Origin of the sequence: Polyangium mundeleinium (assembly GCF_028369105.1) — a bacterium.
GTDB lineage: Bacteria > Myxococcota_A > Polyangia > Polyangiales > Polyangiaceae > Polyangium > Polyangium mundeleinium.
Window position 1 is genome coordinate 10,448,529 of sequence record NZ_JAQNDO010000001.1, and the last position, 21,499, is coordinate 10,470,027.

The 21,499-nt window shown below is 68.0% G+C and carries 9 protein-coding genes; 2 read left to right on the plus strand and 7 right to left on the minus strand.

Annotation, left to right across the window (positions count from 1 at the left end; translation table 11 throughout):
* Window positions 1–102: 102 nt before the first annotated feature.
* The gene (locus POL67_RS41315) at window positions 103–330 is read right to left on the minus strand and encodes a hypothetical protein (protein ID WP_271926537.1); all 228 of its coding nucleotides are present in this window, start codon (window positions 328–330) and stop codon (window positions 103–105) included.
* On the opposite strand from POL67_RS41315, the gene POL67_RS41320 reads away from it, so the two are divergent.
* The gene (locus POL67_RS41320; RefSeq protein WP_271926538.1) at window positions 299–856 is read left to right on the plus strand and encodes a DUF7478 domain-containing protein; all 558 of its coding nucleotides are present in this window, start codon (window positions 299–301) and stop codon (window positions 854–856) included. The genes POL67_RS41315 and POL67_RS41320 overlap by 32 nt on opposite strands.
* A gap of 51 nt (window positions 857–907) precedes the next feature.
* Here POL67_RS41320 and POL67_RS41325 read toward each other — a convergent pair whose 3' ends face one another.
* Window positions 908–2,926, minus strand: coding sequence for an ATP-binding protein (locus tag POL67_RS41325; RefSeq protein WP_271926539.1), 2,019 nt, complete (start codon window positions 2,924–2,926; stop codon window positions 908–910).
* Between the two features lie 20 nt (window positions 2,927–2,946).
* Entirely contained in the window at window positions 2,947–3,903 is a 957-nt protein-coding gene (locus POL67_RS41330; RefSeq protein WP_271926541.1) for a hypothetical protein, read from the minus strand.
* Window positions 3,904–3,971: 68 nt separating this feature from the next.
* Between POL67_RS41330 and POL67_RS41335 the strand changes: the two genes are divergently transcribed.
* Window positions 3,972–4,892 (plus strand): pentapeptide repeat-containing protein, encoded by a 921-nt coding sequence (locus POL67_RS41335; RefSeq protein WP_271926542.1) that lies wholly within the window; start codon window positions 3,972–3,974, stop codon window positions 4,890–4,892.
* 29 nt (window positions 4,893–4,921) lie between these two features.
* On the opposite strand, the gene POL67_RS41340 is transcribed toward POL67_RS41335, so the two are convergent.
* The 4 genes from POL67_RS41340 to POL67_RS41355 are packed head-to-tail and all read right to left on the minus strand — an operon-like array spanning window position 4,922 to window position 20,735.
* Window positions 4,922–5,932 (minus strand): hypothetical protein, encoded by a 1,011-nt coding sequence (locus tag POL67_RS41340; protein WP_271926543.1) that lies wholly within the window; start codon window positions 5,930–5,932, stop codon window positions 4,922–4,924.
* Window positions 5,923–16,656, minus strand: a complete 10,734-nt coding sequence (locus POL67_RS41345) for a hypothetical protein (protein ID WP_271926544.1) — start codon at window positions 16,654–16,656, stop codon at window positions 5,923–5,925. Before POL67_RS41345 ends, POL67_RS41340 begins: the two co-directional genes overlap by 10 nt.
* An 18-nt stretch (window positions 16,657–16,674) precedes the next feature.
* Complete coding sequence (locus POL67_RS41350) at window positions 16,675–18,369, minus strand: hypothetical protein (protein ID WP_271926546.1); 1,695 nt, start codon at window positions 18,367–18,369, stop codon at window positions 16,675–16,677.
* Complete coding sequence (locus POL67_RS41355) at window positions 18,366–20,735, minus strand: hypothetical protein (RefSeq protein ID WP_271926549.1); 2,370 nt, start codon at window positions 20,733–20,735, stop codon at window positions 18,366–18,368. Before POL67_RS41355 ends, POL67_RS41350 begins: the two co-directional genes overlap by 4 nt.
* Window positions 20,736–21,499: the final 764 nt, after the last annotated feature.

The following is a 21,499-nucleotide window of genomic DNA, read 5'->3' on the forward strand; positions in this document are numbered from 1 at the left end:
AAGGCGAGCTGACGGGCGCTCTACGAGGCGTTCGACGCCTACAACGCCGAGTATTTCGACAGAGCGCTGAAGCAGTCGCTCATCCTGATGACTACGCCCGCTTCACCGCGGGCCGAGGGCGACTCCGTCAGGCAGCAGCAGCACCTCGGCGTCGAGCGGCGGGGTCGGCGGATTCAGCTCGAGCAGCAGCAGCGCGGCGTCGAGCGGCGCCGGTGGATCCAGCTCGACCGACGCCGGTGGATCCGGCCCGAGCGGCGGCAGCATCAGCGGCGGCTCGGGCGGCGCCAACAACACGCTGTTGAAATCGTGCCGCAAGACATGCAGCACCACGGCCAACTGCTCGAAGAGCAAACTCCCGACGTACGGCGCGGACAACTACGAATGCGTCGCGGGCGCATGCCAGTACAAGGGATGCAACACGTCGCAAGAATGCACCGATCAATACAAAGTCACGTCGGTGTGCGCGCCGAGCCCAGACCCGTTCCCCGGCAACCGCTGCTACATGCCGTGCACCTCGGTGAACGATTGTTTCCATCCGGGCGCCCCTGCGACCAAGGACGCCGACAACTTCGCCTGCATCGATGGGATGTGCCGGGACGTGGGTTGTGGCTCCGACCGGGAATGCATCAATGCCCTCGGCGAGCCCGACCTGGTGTGCGCGAAGTTCGCCGACCACCTCTTGAAGATTTGCGTACGCAAGTGCAGCGTCGCAGCCGATTGCGTGACCCTGGGCGCGCCGCCGACGCGCGACGAAGACAACTTCGTCTGCACGAACGGCCTGTGCAAGCCCACGGGGTGCAACGCGGATCTGGAGTGCAACGCGACTGGGGATCCGATTCCGTTCGTGTGCCGGTGACGCCCTCGGTCGTTCGTCGCGGGAGGCGCGCCGGGCCGCGCCCGCCGTGACCTACCGGAACTCCGCCGGCACGGAGCGGCCGAGCTTGCGATATTCGCCCGCGAGGCCGCAAACGACGTCCGCCATCTCGATGGGCCTTTTCTCCTCGCGCGCCAGCACGGCCGCCGTCAGCACCACGTTGCGGATGTGCCCGCCCGATAGATCCACCGCGGCCGCCAGGCGATTCAGGTCCCGCGGCGCGATCCGGTGCGCCCCGCCGAGGTGCGCGAGCCAGAGCGCGCGCCGCTCCTCCGGCCCCGGCAGCGGGAACTCGATGATCGCGTCGAGCCGGCGCGCGAACGCCGCGTCGAGCCGGCTCTTTGCATTGCTCGTGAGGATGGCGATCCCGTCGAACGACTCGATGCGCTGCAGGAGGTAATTCGTCTGCGCATTGGCGAACTTGTCGTTCGCGTCGCGGACGTCGGTGCGTTTGCCGAAGAGGGCGTCGGCCTCGTCGAACAGCAAAACCACCTCCGTCTCCTCCGCGCGCGCGAAGAGCTGCGCGAGGTTCTTCTCGGTCTCGCCGATGTATTTGCTCGTCACGGACGCGAGATCGACGCGGAACAGCGGCAACGCGAGCCGCGTGGCGATCCAGGCCGCCGCCAGCGTCTTTCCCGTGCCGGACGGCCCGACGAAGAGCGCCCGCAGGCCCGCGTGGTAACGCGCGCGCGCCGAAGGACCGAGCCCCTCGGCGAGCTCGTCGCGGCTGCGGCATCGAAGCAAGAGGATGCGCAGCTCCGTGCGTAATGCCTCCCCGAGCACGAGCGCGTCGTCGCCGATGGAGTCCGCGATCGGCTGCGCCAGCGCGCCGAGTCCGCCGCCTTCGCTCGTCCGGCTCGCCGCGAGCACGTCCTCTTCGAGTGGTTTTTCCCGACCGCACAGCGTCGCGTGGTGGCGGGCGATGCGGCCTATCTCGGCGATGCGCCCGGCCCGGTGGCGGTGCGTGATCGCGAGCTTCTGCGCGAGCTCTTCCCCGCCGATCGCATCCCTCCAGAGCGGCTCGCGCTCGGCCCGCGAGGGCCGCGCCGGCGTGAATTCGAGCGGCGAGAGTTCGCGCCCGTCGATATGGCCGTCGGACCCGCAGAGGACGAGGACCGGGCCTCCGTAATGGGCGATCGCCGGTATCTGCTTGCGCTCGCCGGGCGCGAGATCGAAGCAGAACACGGGCAAGAGCCGCCTCGAAAAGAGCCACGGCCCGAGCCCCGCGGTCCGGTCTGTCTCGACGAACGCCGCGCGGCCCCCGAGCTCCGCGGCGATCACGGTCGCGATCGTGCGCCCCTCCGCGCCCGGCGACGCGCGAAGGACGAGCGCGCGCCGCGCCGGCCCTGCCGCCGCGAGCGCCCGCGCGTGTGACCGCGCCTCCTCATGCAGCGACGGATGCAGCGGGACGGCGGACAACCGGCCGAGACCGATCGCCGTTCCCGGAAAAACCTGATCTCGCCCCGCGAGCGCGAGGACGAGCGGCAGAGGCACCACGAGCGCCCGCTCCGGCAGCGGCGCGGCCTCGTCGCGCAGCTCGAGCAGCCCACTCGAGAGCGCCGCGCCCGTGAGGACGATGTCCATCGCGCGCGCGCCCTCGCTCGTCGCCTCGGCGAACGCCTCTGCGACGAGCCCGAGCGTCGGCCTCGCCGTGTCCGCGCGCCCGAGCACGTGCGCGACGAGCCGCCCCACCAGCGGATCCTCGTCGACCGCGGCAGCGAGCGCGATCGTGAGCGCCTCGACTAGCGACGAACCGAGCGCTCGCGAGAGATCGAGCAGCGGTCGATCGGCCGGCGCCGGTGCTTCGAGGTACGCGGCGAGCGAAGTCCTCCACGAGCCCGTCGGCGCGACGGCCGCCGTGAGGTGATTCCGCAAGATCGTGGCCTCGGCTCCCGAGTTCACGTTGCCCGAGAGCGTCGTCCGCGCCAGGGCCGCGAGCGCGAACGTTCGGAGTGACAAACCCGAGGTTGTCGAGACCGTCGGCTGGGGAGCGCTCGTCGTCGCCGCCGGCTGGGAAACGAGGAGTGGGTCCGAGGTGGTGGGTTTGCTCATCGCAGATCTCGTGGGGTTCGTCAGGGCGTGATGTTTGCGAGGCCCGAGGGCTCGGCGCCGATGTCGAACGTGACCGAGAGGCCGGGTGGCTCCGTCGAACGAAAATGAATCTCGAAGGCGGCCGCGCGCTCGACGTTCAGCGCTCCGGCGAGCGCGCCGAGGCGCGTGCCGAGCGCGGGCAGAGGGTCGAACGTCGTCCACACCTTGACCACGTCCTCGATCGGGACCGCACGGTACTCGACGCCGACCTCGCGCGAGAGCCCCTCCGGGCTCGCCACGAGCCGCGCGGAAATGGCCCTCCCGGGCGCCGCGAGCGCGCCGTACGTCTTGACGAACCACCTCCGCTGCGGCTCGGTGACGCCGAGGGCGCGCATCACGCCCTCGACACGCCTCGCGCCGTCGTCGAGCGGCCGATCGGCGCGCAGGACGAACGCCATCCGGCCACGGCGACCCCGGGGATCCATTTCATCGGACACGGCGTCTGCGCTCGTCTTCCAATGGGCGCCGAGATCGAGCAGCGAGGAGGCCGCACCCGTGGACAAACCCGCACTGCCGCTGCCGAGCAGCATGCCGAGCGCGGTCGCGAGGCTGAATCCCCCCGGCGCGCTCCTTCTTTCGATCGCGAGCGAACCCCCCTCGTCGTCGAGCCCGATCGTGATCGCGACGGGTCCGCCGTGCTCTTCGAGCCCGCTCGTCGCGGGCGGCGAAACATCACCGCCGGCCCCGATCGCCGCGAAGAGATCGCCGAGCCGCTCGCCGAGCCCGCTCCCGTCCGCGGGATCGCCGCGCGTGACGAGGGCGATCGACGCGAGCCCGGACGCGACGCGTACGGCGAAGCAGCGCTCGAGCTCGGGCGCGAGCGCGACAACTGCGGGCACGATCGGCCGCACATCGAGCCCGAGGCTCGTCGCAGCGAGAGAGAAGCGGGCCGCGCGCTCGCCGGTTCGCTCGACGGAGGTCATGTTCGACGGGGACATGTGGAGATTTCCGAGGCCCATTCATTCCACGTCTGGGCGCCTGCCCGTGGCGGTGATAGAGGAGCTACATGCTCTCTCCGGAGGATCGCGATGCGTGGCTCGATCTCTTGCTGCGTGACGTCGCCGCGTTCAACGCGCAGCGGGATGCGCTCGCGCCCGGAGTACGCATCAATCTTCGGGGCGCGGATCTCGCGGGGCGCGATCTCGCAGCCGCTCGCCTTTCCGGGGTGGATCTGACGGGAGCGCGGCTCGCCGGCGCGCGCGTGCGCGCCATGTTGCTCACGATGTCGAGGCTCGAGGGCGCCGATCTCACGGGCCTCCGGGCGGCTGACGACGATCCGGGCCAGCTCGAGCGCGTCGAGCTCCTCCGCCTCCTCTGGGACGACATCGATGCTTTCAATCGCCGCCGCCCCGAGATCTTGCACTTCGTCCTCGCCGATCTCTCGGGCGCGAACCTCGCCGGGGCCGACCTGCACGAGATGGAGCTCGGCGAGGCCAGGCTCTCGGACGCCGATCTCTCGGGGGCGAACCTCGATGATGTGGGGCTCTCGGGCGCGAACCTCGAAAGGGTGCGCTGCACGGGCACCGTCATCCGCTACGCCAATTTCACGAAGGCTCGCCTCACGGGCGCCGATTTCACGGGCTCCGAGCTCCTCCGCATCGACATGGACGACGCGCTCGTCGACGCCGCGACGTTCGAGCGGACGAAGATCGTGGGCTCGGGGCTCCAGCGCATCGCCGGTCGAGGCGCCTCGTTCCGCGGCTCTTCGTGGAGCCAGATCGACCCCATTCTCGCCGCGCTTCCGGAAGCCGATTTCACGGGCGCCACGCTCGAGAGCGTCGAGTTCCTCGAGACCAACCTCCGCGGCGCTCGATTCACGAACGCCACGATGCGCGCCGTCACGTTCCGGCGCGCGAAGCTCGAAGGCGCCCACCTCGACGCCCTCGGCGGCGAGCCGCCCGTCTTCGAGGACGTCACCGGGAGGTGACGACGAGGATCGGCGGCGCGCCGGCGCGGTCAAGATCGCACCATCACGGAAGCGCGGAGGACGGCAGGCCTGCGGACGTCCCTGCGCCATTCGATATGGTATCTCTCGCTCCCGATCGTCGTGTAGACCTCCCCCTCGTCCTCGCTCGGATCGGGTTCGGCCTCCCGCAACGTGCGCTCGCAGAAGCCGAGCCAATTCACGGGTTTCATCGAGGGCGGCGTCGGTATGCCCAGGCGAAGCCAATCGATCGACACCCACGCGTCGAGCACCCCCTCGCCTTCGGGCGCGTCCGGAATGTACCTCCTGCGCGCCGGATCCCGCAGGTAGCGAAGGAGCGCCACCCCGGCGTCGTAATACCCGAGGAGCGCCGTCAATCGAGCCTCGACGAGCCATTGACGTTTTTCCTCTTCGCCGCCCTCCTCGAACAGGCCCGCGGCATCCATTTCGATGAGCAAGCACGTCCGCCCGCCCAGCTCCGCCCCCTGGTCCCGGGGCGTCTTCGGGGTCTTGCGCGCCACCATGTCGAGCTCCGCAGCCCGCTCGTCGAGCTCGATCGCCGTGCTGCCCGTGAGCAGGGAAAACGGCGGCTTCGTGAGGGTGTCGGGCGCCTCGGGCTCGGCTTCTCCCGACGGCGGCCGCTGTCCTCGGAGCTCACCGAGCTTGCGCAGGATCCGGAGAAGGGTCTTGCCCGGCAGGATCATGTCGGCGCTGGTGAACGTCGTCCCGATGGTGAATGCATCCGTATCGTCGAGCGTCCTCCCGCCGAGGTTGCGCCAGTTCAACCGGTCCGCGTACGCGACGTCCTCGGGCCGCACGGGCGTGGCGCCCATCGCCTGGGGGACGTTCGTGCCCCGGCGCTGCACGATCGATTCTTCGAGGTCGGACCAGCCTCCCGTGAGCGCCGTGTTCACGACGTACGCCAGCGTCGAGCGCGGGTCGTCGCGTGGATGGTCCGTGGCGAGCAGCGGCCCTGCCTCGGTCTGCTTCAAGCGGAGCCGCAAGCCATCCACGTCCAGCGTCAGGTCGTCTTTCAGAACCATCGTGCGTCCAAGTATACGGTGATCAGGACGAACTGGTAGGCCGTCGCCGGCGCATTCGGGGGCACCGCCTCGTAGTACCCGCCGAGCTCGACGCCGTCTTTCGTCGCAGCCGTGCCTTTGCCGTCCTTGTCGCGCCCGAATCGATCGTTGTCGTCTTTGGGCTTCACGCTCGCATGCCATGCCACCAGCGCATCCTCGGCGAGGCGCAGGACGGCGGCCGGATCGTCTGCGGTCGTCTTGGGTTGGTCGGCCTTCATCCATTTGGACATGTCGCACATCGAGCCGCCCGGCCGCTCGTCCGGTTTCGTCGGCACCTCGCCCGGGCCCTTCCAGCGATATTGCTCGTACAGATGCACGCCGGTGCCGTCCGGGAGTGTTTTGCTCTTGATATGGACCAGTTCGATCTCGGGCCGGTGCGCGAGCCATTCTTTGACCCGTTTGTCGTCGTGTCCTCCCGAGAGCCCGCGCTCCGTCCACAATTCCTCGGTCTTGTGGAGGTCCCTGGGGTACATCAGGTGCTGCATGACGTGCGCATCCAAGGAGACCGTCCCTGCCTGCGACCGCGGCCCCGCCTCGTAACGCCGGTATGCGGCCTCCGCCTCCCTCTGCTGGACGGGCAGCGCCAGGTCGTCGTGGATTCGCTCCACGAGCTCGTCGGGCACCCCCGCCTTTCGCAAGAGCTCGAGCTTCTTCGGCAGGTCGGCCGGGTCGCGTAGCCCCATGGCCTCGAGCATCCGGCCACGCCGAGCGACCAGGGGACGGAGCTCGTCCTCTTTCTCTTTGAGAGTATTTTTCTGCGAGGCGATGCCCTTCTCTCTCGATTGAATCTTATTTTCGAGCTCCTGGATCTTGGCGGTGTCGGCTCCTGGCGTCTTTTTCAACCTGTCGAGCTCGACGCGGTCAGCGGCGAGGAGCTGCTCGTTCGCATCCAGGCTGCCGCGGATCGTCTCGATGTTCTGCTCCTTCTTCGGTATCCCGTCGTGCAACGACACGAGCTCCTCGACGGCCGCGCGATCGTGCGCGGTCATGTCGGTCTCCGTGCTGCCTTTCTTCCACACCTTCGCTTGCTGTTCCTTCCGAATGGTCTCCTTGGACGCCTCCGGGTGCTTGTACACGATGTCGGCGACCTCGGACAGCTCGTGCACGAGCACGTGCGGGACTTCCTGGTTGGGGTGGAGGCGGCGTCGCACGAGGACGTGCGCGGTCCACTTTCCGCCTTCGTATTTCACGATGACGCGTCCGGGGCCCGATTCGTCGACGCCATTCTCTTCGTGAGGCCCGGGCGGCAGCACGGCGACCGCCTCAAGCGTCACCTCGACGAGAATGGTCTTCGAGGAATCGTCCGGGTGGGGCACGGCGAGCTTCAGTCCGTCCGGCGCATCGACGATCTGGCTCTTGTGCACGAGCTCGCGCCCCGATTGCGCGGTCTTTTTGGCCCAATCCGTGAGCTTGTCGTTGTTGACGCTCCCCTTGCCCTCGTAGACGTCCTTCCCGTACGTGCCGCCCGTGCCCTCGTTTTCCATGCCTGTCGGCGGAGCCTTCTGCGCGGCTTTTCCTCGCGCCAATGCCGTCGCCGCCTGCGTGAGGTCGATCAAAACGCGGCGCAGCGCCGCGACGTCGAGCTTCCCGTCGGGACCGACGAGCTCTTTCATGGGCTGCTTGCGGAGCGCCGCCTCGATCGCGGCCTCGTCGAACGTCGTGGGATCGGAGCGCATCGACTTGAGTCCGTGGATGGCCTCCAATGCAGCGATGATCGCCTTGAGCTCCGCGACGCGCCCCGGCCCGAGCGTGCCCGCCGCACCGTCGAGCAGCTTGGGGATCTCAAGGTGGCGGAGGCTTTCGAGGTAGCGGCCGAGGTATTTCGATGTCTGCACCGCTGCGCGGTCGGGCTCCGATCCGTAATGGTCGGGCGAGAGGTCCTTCAGCGCGTCGCCGAACTGCTCGCGCATCGATTGGATCATGTGCGCATCGCTGAGCGTCTTGCCCTCGCCGGCCTGCCCCCCGACGACGTGCAAAACCGCGCCTTCGCTGTTGTATACCTCGTTGGCGTAGAGCGCCGCCACGGCCATTTGCGTGCGGATTCGAAGGGTCAACTTGTCGACGGCCCTCCGCAGCTCGTCGTTGTTCGGGTCCTTCGCCAGCGCTTCGAGCGCGGCGTCGCGCTCCCTTCGCCACGCGTCGACTTTGCCCAGCGCCTCGGCGTAGAGCTCGTTCGCCGCGCGCAGCCGGACGTCCGCCGCCCCCGCGTGTTCCGACCCGTCCGCCTTCGCATCCGCCTCGATCTTCGCCGCGCGCGCGTCGATCTTGGCTTCGGCGTCCAGGAACCGCTTCTGCGCCTCCTTCATCCGTGCTGCGATCTCGCTCCGCATCTCCGGCGGCGCGAGTTCGAGCTCTTTTTTGGTGTATTCGTTCCACGCCTCTTCGGCTCGTTTTTGCGCCTCCTTCCGGGAGAGCCCCTTCTCTTGCACGTCCGACCCGATGTACCGGCGGACCTTCGCGAGGGACATGATGTCCTGCAGCCGGTCGTTCTCGTGGCGGACCTGCGTGTCGTTGCTGCTGAAATCGGGCGCGTAGCCTGCCGCGCGGTGCATCGTCTCGCCGTAATCGTAGACGTTCGTGTCGAGCGCGGTGCCCGACTCGGCGCCGAAGACCTTGCGCGCCTCGTTGTTCCACTCCTCGACCACCTTCGCGACGTTGTGCTGTTTGCCCGCGTCCGCCGCCTCGGCGACGAGGTGCTTCGCGAAGAGCTGCAGATCGTAATCGGAGACGAGCGTCGTGCTCCCCACGGCGCGCAGCTCGACGCCGTATTTCTTGGCGAGGGCCTTCAGGGTCGCGTCGACCCACATCTCTCGCGCGTCGACGATGGCCTGCGCGCTCGCCGGATCGTTCTTGAAGGCCGCCTTCAGGTCCGCCCAGTTCTTGACCTCCTTCATGGCCTTCAAGGCCTGCTCGGGCGTGCGTAGAGGCCCGTGTTTGTCGTAAATCTCGCGCGGCGTGAGCTCTCCATGGCCCTTCGCGCTCGCAAGCGGGGGCCGATATTGCGGCGATACGCCATCGATCCGGAAGGGGGCCCGCGGCGCGCCCTTTTCGCCCAGCGCGAGCGGCTCGTTCGGCGCGCCCTTCTTCGTCGTCTCCGCGTAAAACTCGGGCTCCGCGACGGCCCGTGCCTTCACGGCGGTCTTCGTGAACCTGTCGCCGGGTCGAATGTCCTGGGGTTTCTCGACGTGCTTGCGCCCCTGGACCTCGACCGCGCTCATCGCCTGCGCGACGAACGCCATTTGCTCGGGCGTGGGTTTGGGCGCCGAGGGGTCCGGCTTGACCACGATCACGACCTCGAGCGTGTCTCCGTGCTCGAACGTGAGCTCCTGGATCGGCGGTGGTTTGCCCGGCTTCACGGCCCCGGCGCCCGTCACGTAAATCTCGACGGTTCCTTTGATCCCTGCGGCCACGAGGGCGTCCGCGCCCATCTTCACGAGCGCCTCGACGGAGCCCGGCGCGAGCCCGTGCGCGAGCCTCCGCTCATGCTCGTTGCGTGTTGCGTGCCGCGCCCCACGCGCCTTCATGTAGGCCAGAAGCGAAGCTGGATCGACCCCGGCCACGCCGTGATTTGCGTGGGCCAGCGCTCTGTAAACTTCGAGCGCCATTCGCTCGAGTGACGTCTGCTCGATTTGGCCCTCGTCGCGGGCCTTCTTCGCGCGCGCCTCCGCCTCGGCGATCGCCTTGTCGACGCGATCGATGACCTCCTTCTGGTGCTTGCGCAGCCAGGCCTCCGGCTTGGGCACCGCAGCGTTCCCGCTCCAGTGCGCGAAGTCGAGGTCTTCGTCGCGCCGGACGTGCTCGAGATAGGCCACTCGCTCGGCGTCCGTCATCAGGTCTGGATGATTTTCGAGCCTCTTCTCCGCGTCGCGCACCCGCTCTTCCCCGCGGTCCTGCTTCTGCCGCCGGTAGGCGTCGTGAATCGCGTCGGCGAAATCCTCGAACGAGACGCCGGGCTCGCCGTGTCTCGCCTGGACGAGCGCCTGGTATTCTTGAACGGCGAGCGCGTCGAGGTGCTCCTCCACCGTCTCCTTCCGGCCCTCCTCGCGCGCTTTCTCGTACGACTCCCTCGCCCTCGCGATCACGCCCTCGTGGCGCTCGGCGACGTCGGCCCGGTGCTGCCGCAGCCAGATCTCCGGATCCGCGACCGCGAGGTCCTCGGCGCGACCTGGCAATGCCTCCGCGTTGCGCTGGCCGCGCAGCGCGTGCATCATGTACGACTCGTGCTCGGCCGGGGTCATCCTCGGGCCGCCCGCGTCGTCTTTCGGGTTCGTGCGATATGGACTACCCGTATCGCCCTTGCCCTCTTCGGGCTTCAGGCCGCGCTTCGTGAGCAATTCGTCCGCGCGCTTCACCCTCCGCGTCGCGAGGAGCCGCTCGCGGTGGTGGAACATCCACGTATCTTTGATCCCTTGCGACAAACCACCGCCGAGGTGCTCGAGGTACCTGTCGCCGATGTTCCCGCTGCTCCTGTAGGTCTCCTCGCTCGTCATCAGCTCGACGAGCGCCTGGAGCGGCGCCTGCTCCACGTTGCCGCGCATCATCGCGATCGCCTGCGCGCGCGCGGCCTTCCCTTTCGGCGACGCTGCGGCGACGAACCGATTCACGTCGCCAGGTTTGCCCGCGGGCACGGGCGCCGGCGGCGGGTGAGCCTTCTCCGGCAGCTTGAGCTTCTTCCGCGCCCTCTCCCCGAGCTTACCTGCGCCCTGCGAGAGCGAATGCTGGAGCGCGCCCGTGACGAACGCGTGCCAGGCCTCGCCGGGCACCGAGGCCAAGCGCTCCTTCGCCGCCTTCATGTTCCGCTGCCATCCCTCGTTGAGCCCGTGTTTGACCAGATCAAACGGGTTCAAGAGCGCCGCCGCGCTCCCTGTGAGTCCATTGAGCGCTGTATCGGCGGCTCCGTAAACGCCCTGCTCCGCAGCTTCGATCAAGAACCGCGTCGCTGGCGGCATCTCCTTGATGGATTTCTGGATTGCCGAGAGGGCCCCTGCCATCTTGCGCGTCTCGGCGATCCTCGCGATCGCGCTCCGCGCCCAGTATCCGCCGAGCGCCGTCACCGCGCCCATCACCGCGTCCGTCGCGATCGATTTGAGCCCCTCGTTTCCGAGCTCGTAATCGCTGCCCTCGATCGCCTCGTGCACGAGCGCGCCCGCCGCCGCCGAGCTCGCGCCGATGAGCGCGCCCGCGAGCGCCACCATGAGCGGGCCTGCCGCGCCCGCGGTCAATACCGTCACGACCGCGGCCACGAGCGTGCTCACGACGGTCGCGGCGATGTTCGCGACCTTCGCCTTCGCTTGCCGGAACTCCTGCAGCGCCTCTTTGGCGCGCTCCGCGGCCGGCGCGATCTCCTCCTCGGCCTCCGTCTCGGTGACGTCGCCGTAGAGCTCGCCTTTCTCTTTTTGCGTGACGCGCGCCTTGCGCAGCGCGGCCCGGTACTCCTCGTTCGCGATGTCGAGCGAGCCGCCGCTCACGCCGAAAGACGCCTGGAGATCGAAGCCCGCGTCGCTCGTGCCGTCGCGGGTCCGCTGGAGCTTGTAATCGTCCTGGAAAAACTCGAACTGCGTCGTCGCGGCGCGCGTCGGCCCCTGGATGAGCGCGAGCTCCGCGCTTTGCTCTGCGTCGTTCGCGCCCTGCGGCGCGCCGATCGCCGACGCGATGATCGCGGCCGGCAGCCCCGGGATGCGGTCCCGCACGAGCTTGCGTAGGTCGGTGTATTCTTTGTTGTCTCGCGCGCGCCGCTTCTTCCTGTCCTCGGCCGTGTAGTCGGCGTCGTCCGCGAAGGCGCCGCCGGTATGTTTCAGGACGAGATCGTCGAAGCTCTTCGAGACGTCGATGACGTGACCCGCGAAGACCGCGCGCGCCACGAGGGTGCGCGTGTGGTAGGGCTCCAGCGGCTTTTTCGGCTCCGGCTCGGGCGCCGCCTTTTCGTTCACCGCGGGCACGCTCTCGGCCGGTGCGGGCTGCGGCGCGGCATTCCCGTCGGGGCCTTTGGGCCCTTCGGCCGCCTTGGCGGCCGCGCTCGTATCGTTCGGCTGTCGAACCTCGTCGCTCGTCGGCGGCGTGCTCGCCTCGGGCCCTTTGGGTTTGTTTTTCTCGGCCTCCTTTTCCTCGGCCGTCTCCTCCTCCTTTCGCGCCGCGACCCACGCGTCGTATTTCGCCTGGAGCGTATCCTCCGCGCTCCCGCCGGGCGGCGGCTTCGCGCGGGTGACCGAGGTCCATTCGTGGATCAAGTGCTCGCTCGAGGCACCGCGCACCGCGGCCAGCATTCCCTCCTCGTCGTCGTCGATCCCCAGCTGCTCCTTGAAGTACGCGTCGGTGGGATCCTCCTCTCCGAGCACCGCCCTGCCAATCAGGTCGCCCGCGTTCACGTCGGACGGCGTACCTCTGCCCGATTTCGCGAGGTTTGCCCTCACATCGACCTCGACGTCCTGCCATACCCCCTTGCGCGCCGCGGTATTCTCCTCTTTGGACGTCGTGCCTACCTTCGCGAAGAGATCGTCGTCCCCGTACGTCTTCTCCTTTTTCTTGCCGTCCGTCTTCGTCGAGGGCGCGGCGGGGGTTGTTTCCTCCGTCTTCTGCTCGCCCGCCGGCTTCTTCCCATCCTTTTGCTCGATCTTGCACTCCGTCCGGTAAACGGCCTGCGCTTGCCGGAGCGTCGCATTCCAGGACATCATCGACGCCGCGGCAAGCCCCGTCTTTGCTTGGTGCTCGATCACGCGCAGCCGCGCCTTGGCCTTCGCCATCGCGTCGTTCGCGCCCGCGATCGGGTCCGGCGCGCCGGTCGATTCGATGTCGAAATCGAGGATCCGCTCGATCATCTCGAGCCGAGCTGCGTCGTGGCCGCAAGCCTTGCGCACCTGCTCGACGAGCGACGCGTCGACGAGCAAGGCCCGGAGTTGCTCCGGAGACAGCTGCACCAGGTGATCGAGGATCTCCTGCGCGTCCGCGCGCCGGGGTGCTCCTCGGGCGTCCGGCGAGGTTTTCCCTGCGGGTTTGCCTCCCTGGCCGGCGTAATACGTCGGATAGGGGCGCGATTTCGCCTCGAGCGCCGACAGGTGATCCTCCCCGCCCTCCGCCGGGTTTTCGGCAGTCGTGCCATAGAGGATGTTCATCGCCTGCCGCATCTCGCTCGGATCGTCGAGCATGTCCCCGAGCTTCGTCAAAAACTCGGGGTCCTTGCGCAATCGCGCCCGATCCGCGTCGGACAGCGTGCGGAGCTTCGGCAAAATGGCCCCGTCCGCGTCGCTCCAATCGCTCCCCGTGAGCACGAGATCTTCGGGCGCCGCCTCGCCGCCGTGCAGGATCATCGATTGGATCTCGGACATCTCGGCGCCCGAGAGCTCCCCGTCGATGATCGCTCGCAGGTTCGAATCCGCGAACGTGCGCAGGCACTCCTCGCGCATGCGCCGCATGATCTCCGCGCCTTTTTCCTCCTTCGATCTCTTCTGGAACGCCTCGTCCGCTTCGACCTCCTTCACGAGCGCGGCTTTTCGCCGGCGCATGTAGGCGCGGATGTCGTTGCGCATCCCCTCTTCGTGCGTGAAGCTGAAGAGCCCCGAGACGCCGCCCTTGCCGTGGGCGCGCGACTCCATGATGTCGACGATGTCGGCCTGATTCTTCAAGCCCTTGTAGATTCGATTCCACTCGACATCACGGCCGGCGCCCCGCAGCGCCGCCATCGTCCGCCCGTCGGCGAGCGCGGCGCTCCTGTCCTCTGGCTTGGCGCTCTCGATCGTGCGGAAAATCGCGTCCACGTCGCCCGCCTCGGCGAAGATGCGTAGCTTGACGGCGAACGAGCTCTTGCCCTTCTCGGTCAGATCGAGCAATCGCTCCACCTCGGCGCGGCTGCCTTGCAGCCCTCCCTGGCCCTGCGGCACCCGCTTCGCCTGGTGGGATTGCACGAAGAATCGTATGTCCAGCCCTCCGCTTACCTTGCGGAAATGGGCCTGGATGAGGCGCTGCTCCTCGGGCAGGTACCCCGCGAGTTTGTCGCCGATGATCTGGGCTCGCGGGAAGGGTTGCTTGAGCTCGGCCTGGATCTCCGAGGCGATCTGCTCCGCCGTCTCCTCGCTGAACTCCGGGGAGACCGAGAACCTGTCCTTGATCGCGAGTTCGTCGGCGGCGACCTCGATCGGCGCGCCCTCGACGGGCCCGCCCATTTCGGTGAGGATCTGCTCCTTCTTCTTGCCTTGCGACAGGTAAGGGTCGTTCGCGACGCGCTCGGCAGTCAGCACGAAATGGTGCGCGACCGTAATCCCATACTCCGCGCGGTAAAACTTCTCGAGCTCCGCCGCAGCGTCGGGGTCCGCGTCTCCCTCCTTGTTCGGGGGCAGGTTTTCAGGCTTCGGCGCCCTCGCCTCGGCGTATTTCTGCCCGATGGCCGGCAAGTTGTAACCGTTCGACCGCACGAGCAACGAGAAGAGCTCGCCCGCGGCCTTCTTCCGTGCCGCCTCGAGCATCGCGCGGCGCTGCGCGGTCGTGTCGTCGCCGTATTTGCGCTGGTCGATGGCCTCCTGGTTCATGCCGACGGCGGCGAGCGCGCCGGCCCTCTCCTCGAGCGTGGTCCTCTTCGTGAGATCGACGGTCAGCGACCCGCCGAGCTCCTGATAGGCCGCCTCGTGGAGCACGTACAAATTGGGCGGCCCCTTGCCCGTCAGGTCACCGACCTCTTTGAGCTTCGCCTCCGTGACGTGGGATTTCAGCTCGTCGAATGCGGCCTGGATATCGCTGAGGTCGGCGTACGAGAACTCGTTGACCTCGTCGTAGATCTTCTGCGCGCACTTGTGGATCCAAAACGTGACCGGCCTGTCGTCCGCGAGCACCTCGCGCAGCGCCTGCTCGAGGCCGGCGGTCTTTCGTGGCCCTGGGAGCTCGTCCTTGGATTGCGCGGCGTCGGTCGCCGCCGAATCGGACCGGATCCCGAGCACGCGCTCGCATTCGGCGAGGTTCGCCCCCGCGTCGATCCCCGCGTTGATCTTCGCGCGCAGCCCCGCGCCGTGCTTCTGCTCGTAGAGCTCCAGGAACTTCGGCCCCGACGCGATCTTTCCGCGCCGTACGATCGTGACGTGAGGCTCCTTCGCGACCTCGGCCTGAAACCCGTGCAGGATGCCGAGCACGTTGCTGTCGGATACGTACGTCCACGTATCGAGCTGGGCGTAGAGCTCGTCGATCTTCGGGTAAAACACCTTCTCGTAGAGCTCGTCGAGCTCCTTCTGCGAAGGCGGGTCCGCGTTGTCGCTGACGTTCTCCTGCACCTGCGCGTCGGGCGAACCGGGCAACTTGAATGACCCGGACAAACCCCAGGCCTGCAGGCAGAGGTCGTACGGACGAGCCGCGAGGCCATCCACCGTGACCGTGCCCTCAAACGAGAGCATCGCATGGTGGAATTTGAGATCGAACCGGAGCTCGAGGAGCGTCTCGCGATCCGAAAGGAGCTTCGCGAGCGCCGCGCCGAGATCGACAGAGTTGCTCGCGGCGACCGCCGCATGGACGCCGTCGAGCGGTGTGGGCTCGTCGATTCCGCTCTCGACGAGGCGCAGCGCCCTCCGGCGGGCGGGCGTCGAGATCGGCGGGCGCAAGGCCGCGTGAAAGCGCTGATCGCGCATCAGCCGATCGCGCGCGGCCCGGCCCGTCTCCCCCGAATGCTCGGTGCAATACGACGCGAGCGCGTCGATCACGGCCTTGTCGGGCGATCCCGCCGTGGCCATCCGAGCCTGCATTATCCGATCGATGACGGCGCTCGTCTGATCGAGCTCCGCGACGAGGCCGTCCATCTGCGTGGCGCTCGTGTATTGCCTGAGCTTCGCCATCAGTGACGCGTCGGCATAGAGGCGATCACGCACCTTCGGCTTCGCTCTCTGGATGAGCTCTTTGATCGTGGCGAGCTGCTTCTCCTCGAGCTTCCGCTCCGCGCGCTTCTTCGACGGCGGCGCCTTCCCGAGCGCGGCGTCGATCTTCTTGCGCAGCTCGTTGTACGCCGCCTCGATCTCCTCGCGTTCCTTTCTTTCGCTCTCCGGCGCGCCGTTCGCCGGGGCGACGGGCGCCTCGAGCTTTTGCAGCATTGCGACGCGCGCGGCCTCGCGGATGTCCGCCGTCTCGCTCCGCGTCGCTTTGGGCGTGAAGCTGCGGAGCGCGTTGAGCCGCGAGGGGTCGGCCTGCATGTTCCGCCTGCCGTCGGGGCTGATCGGCAGATAGGCGCCGAGGAACGCGGAGGACGCATTCGCCGCGGAGCCGCCGGACGTGAACTGCGCGATGGCTTGATCGAGCGTCATCACGTATTTGATGTCGGCCGCGTGATCCTTCGTCGCCGCGGCGAGCGCCTCCTTGTGGGACGCACGCTCCGGCGGCAATGCCTCGAGGAAGGCGGCGAGCGGGGCGTCGCCGGTCACGCCCTTCCATTTCAGATTATACGCGGCGCTCCGAAAATCCTTCGGACTCGGCCCGGGCGGCAGCTGATCCGCGTCCCAGACCATGAGATCACCCGCGCACGCCCTCCACTCCGCCGAGGTGACGGCAGCGTCGAGCTCCTCGAGCCGCTCGCGCTCCTTTTGCTTCGCGGGGTCCTCGACGTGCTTGTTCAAATACGCCGGCAGGCCGGCCTTGCCGGAGGGCTCGGCGGACTTGCTGCGCGGGGAAGCCGCGGCGCTCTTTTCGGTCGTCGTCGGGCTCTGTGCGAATTGGGGCGGCATGTCTTCCCGGGCTCCCCTTCACGCGTCTGCGCCGTGCAGATAATGATACCTCACCACCCGGCCGAGCCAAGGCACCCATCCCGGGTCCAGATCGAGCCCCGCTCGCCTCACGCGGATGTCGGCCGCTTCCAGATCGAAGACGACGTCGATGTGCGTGCGCGTCGACCCAATGCGGCCCGGGCGGCAGACCACGTCGCGTAGCCCGAGCCGAAGGTTTCTCCGGAAATACCTCCGCGCCTCAAGCAGGAGCTCGCGCACGAGCCTCTCGACCTCCTCCCCGAGCGCCGGGTCTTCGAAGCTCGCGTCCACGCGATCGCCGCCGAGCGCGAGCAACGCGGCATCTTCGGCAGGCGCGCCGAAACGACGAGCGACGCTGGCGAAGAAGCGCGCCGCGAGCCCGACGTCGAAGAGGCGCGGATCGGCCTCGAGCCGCGCCGAAATCCCGATTTGCTCGAGCACCGGAATCAAGAAAAACAAGCCGCCGACCACCGTGGGCCGCAGAATTCCGTCGCCCCAGCCCCCCGGCGTCCAGGGCTCTTCGTCCGCCGCGTCGGGTGAAACTTTCCCGACACGCGCTCCGTTCGCGAGTCCCGAAAGGCCCGCGATCCGCGCGGCCACGGCGGGTTCGTCGGAAACGACCCTCGGCGAAGCTTCGGACAACCCACCCCCTTCACGAGATCCGCCCGGGAGGGGTTTTTCCGGGCGGGGTTCGCCCGCGACGCCCACGCTCGCTCCGTCCGTCTCCTCGCCGGCGTCTCGCGCGGGTTTCCCTTTGAATTCGACACGCCCGCCCGCCGAGTTCGTTTCGACAAACTCGCCCGCGGGCGCCGGCGCTGCGAGTGGCGGCTCTGCCACGGCCTCGTCCTTCGTCGTGGTTTGCCCTCGCGCCTGCGGGTCTCCGTTTGTAGCGACGATCGCCGTCGCGACCGCCGCCGCGCGCTCTGCAAGGCGCGGATCCGCGATTCGACCGGGCTCCTCGATCAACAAAAACATCGCCGTGAGCCATACCGATCGCGCGTCGCTCGGCCCCCAGCTCGCGGCGAACCGAGCGATGTTCTCGCGAAACGATTTCGTGCGTATCGAAGGCGCTGCCGCACTCATCGAGTCTGTCTGGACAACCATACGCGCCTCGGCCGTCATCCCTCCGAGCGACCGTACGAGCGCCGATCCCTCCTGCCATCGCAAAACGAACAGCAGCGGCTCGAGCGCCCCGCGCGTCGAAAAAAGTGCCTCGACGAGCGCCGCCGCCGCGAGTGGCCCCGCGCCGGTCTCCATCACGCCCCGCAGCGCAAATCGCAGCGCTTCTTCGCGACCCATCCCCGGGACGAACCCCGGTGCCGCGTGCGGCCAAAACCACGCGTCCGCGCGCCCGCCCCGGCCCAAGCGCCGCGCGAGCGCCACGAAGGGCTCGATTTCGTCGCGAAAAAACACCACCTCCGCGCGCTCGGCACCGGGCTCTTCGCCGTGCACCGCCGACGACACGAGTGCGCGCACCCGCTGCTCGAGCGCGAGCGCCACGCTCGCGGGCGGCATGTCGGCGCGTATCACACCGATATCGAGCCAACGCAAGAGGAGCACCCGCCCCGGCCCTGCCCCCGGTAATGAAGCCGTCCGGAGCGCGTCCTCGAACAAAAGCGCGCCGCGGCGCACGAGCTCCTCGCGCCTCGCCTGGAGGCGCAAGGTCCCCACACGCCGCAGCGCCTCCACCGTCACGTGTTCGCCCCCGAGGACGGCTCGGAGAACGTGACCGTCGCGCCCTTCGGGATCTGCACGGCCGAAGCGGTCGCGCGAATGACGCGCACGAATGCCGCATTCGGGCCGAGATCCTCCACGACCCCTTGCACCGTATTCGACTCGACCGCGACGATGGCGTGCATCCCCGCGCGCAACCGCTCCGCGTCCACGGTCACCTCGAAGAGCCCGCCGACTTTCGCGAGCACGTCCTTCGCCACCGGGCCCGACACGAGCCGATCCACGGGCACGTGGCTCGCGAGCAGGAGCGCCGCGCGCACGATGTCGTTCATCAGGCCCATCGCCTCGGGCTCGGCCGCATTCACGCGCGAGAAGAGCCAATCGACGAGCGCCTGCAAGTGGAGCCGCAGGACGACGTCGACCTCGTCCCATCGCGGCAATGCAGCGAGGCTCCGCAGGCCCACGGCCGGATCGTAGGGCCCCATGACCTCCGACCACGCGAGCCGCAAGGTCGCCGGCACCTTGCCGAAGCGCAGATAAACGCTCGTCGCGACGCGTGCGATGTGCTCGAGCTCCTCGGCCGCGCGCCGGGCCACGCGAGGCCCGCCGTGCTCTCCCGAGGCCAGATCGCCGAGCGAAACGATCTCCTCCGCGGCGCGCCGCAGATCCCTCAGGCTCTGCTCCTCTTTCGGACGAATGACGTAACCCGCCGACGCGACGCGTTTGTTTTTGACCGCCCCCGACCACGCGTTCCACATCCCCGTGAGCTTCACGGCGGCGGGGCTCACCGCGACGAACACCCGCTCGGGCGCCACGCCTGCGCGCGCCCGCGCCATGAGCAGCGCGCGCCGGAGGATGTCGAGTTTGTCCAAATCCCGCAGGATCACCGGACCCTGCGTGAACCAGCCGAGCGGCGCGTCGCGCAAGAGATCGAGAAGCTCGCGCAGATCGTCCGGCGGCTCGACCGTCGTCGCGAAGGCCGCGGGCAGGATGGCCCCGAGTGATCCGGGGATGAGATCGACCGCGGGCATCTCTGCCGCGGGGTCGATGCCGCGGGGCCGGTGGTACACGAAATACGGCACTCGATTCTGCAAGACGTCCAGGCGCCGCGCATTGACCCCGTCGACGCGAATCGTTTCCTCGGCGAGCAGCGCGCGCGCGGCGGTGATGTCGACCCGCGCCTCGGCCACCTCGCCTTCGATTTCCTGGAGGCGCACGCCGGCCTCCTTCACGAACTCCCCGATCTTGGCTTTGACCTTCTCGTAATACTCGGCAACGTCGACGAGCCCCCCCGCCACCCGCTCGAGATCGCGCAGGAGCGCGAGCGAATGCTCGTGGAGCTCCACCGCAGCCCGAAAGTAATCGCCTTCGGCCCACGAGAGCATGTTATGGACGAGCGTGGCCGGGATGCGCTCCACCTCGGCCTTGATCCGGGTCATCACTGCCTGGACTGCGCTGTTCGACCAATACATGAGCTCGAGGGGTATGTCCTCGCGCAGGACGACCTTCGTCGGTTCGCCGTTTTTCTGGGCCAACACCACTTGCTCCCCCTCGAGGTACGCGAGGCCTCGGATGACGAGCTTCGTCGTGTCGAGATCGTATTCGCGGACGAGCCACGCGACGCTGCCGAGGATGTCGGCCTTGGTGTTGGCCGCGTCCGAGAGCGCCTCCACCGCGTCGGGCAGGCTGAGCTTTCGGCGCTCGCTGCGCGATCGCGTGCGGCGAAAGAGACCTTCGAGATCGTATCGCGTGGCGGCCGGGCTCTGCCCCATGGCGACGCCGAGGACCGGCGACACCGCGAGCCGGCTCGCCTCGGTCGTCCCCGTGATCATGAGCTGCCTCGCGCGCTGCACCTCGCTCTGGACGCGGAGGAACCCGCTCTCGATGAAATCCTCGACCTTTTGCCTCTTCTGATCGATCTCCGCGACGAGCCCCTGGAGGCCCTTCTGCGCGATCATCTGGCGCGCGTCGTCCGCTTTCTTCACGTAATGATGGAGGGAGTACCCACCGCCGGCCGGCGGCTGGAGGGCGTCGATCACCTCGAACCCGCCTTCGGGCGTGCGCACCGCGTCGAGGACGATCGTACCACGGTAGTCCCACGCGGCGATCACGCGCGAATTCGCCCCGCCGAGCAACCGATGAACGACCCTGTTGTTCGAGTTATCGTGATAAACGAGATCGAGGAACCCCTCGCGCCGCTGCGTGACCGCGAACGAGCCGATGGAGTCGTCACCGGTCACCTGCTCGATACCCTGGAAAACATTGTTTTCGAGCCATCCGCGCATCATGGGCTCGTCGTCCTGGTTCACGACGACGTCGATCCTCGACGAATTGGTGGCGACGAGGCCGATGCTCTTCGTCGTCGCCGGCTTGACGGCGGCGTTCACGGCCTGCGCCGACCACGCGATGGATGGAGGATGGATGGGAGGTGCTGATGGTTGCCGAATACCAGGTGAGCTTCGTGTTGCCATCGTAGACGCTCGCGAAGACGTAGGCCTTTCCCCCGTGGAAGATCGCCGAGACGGAGCCGGTGAACACCTGCGGGGTGGGCAGCTGCCGCGACGCGACGATCACGTTCAGGTTGCTGGACAGGCTCTGGACGATACAATGGAGATCGTTGCCGCTCACGACGAAGACGGCAGCGTACCCATTGCCGAGGGATACGGCCGCGAGCGAGGCCGTGGGATTGAACCCGGTGTAGACCGTGCTCATCTCGTATCGCCCGAGCGTGCTCGACCAGCGCCAGCGGCGGAGCTGGCCTTGCTGCCCATTAAAAACCACGATACCGAACAGATCTACGTGCGGGCCCCCCGTATTCACGGCGGCCGCGCGCGACATCGATTCGTTCGATCCGAAGGGCAAGGTCGTCACCCGATAGCCTATGGAGTCGCGGCGAATCCAATGCGCGCCGATCTCGCTGGCGACGAGCCCCTCGAGCGCCCCGTCCGCGGCGCGCGCGAGCGAGATATCGGCGACGTCGTTGATCTTTTCCTTGAGGGTCCGAGGATCTTCCCACGTGCCGTCGAGCCATCGCGCTGCGAGCGCCTCTTCGAGGGCGGGGATCAGGTCGCCGTCGGTGCCGTATGCCTTCTCGGGATACGCTTCGGGAGGCGAGGGCTCGGGCTCGTCCGCGATGGCGCCCGCGTCGACC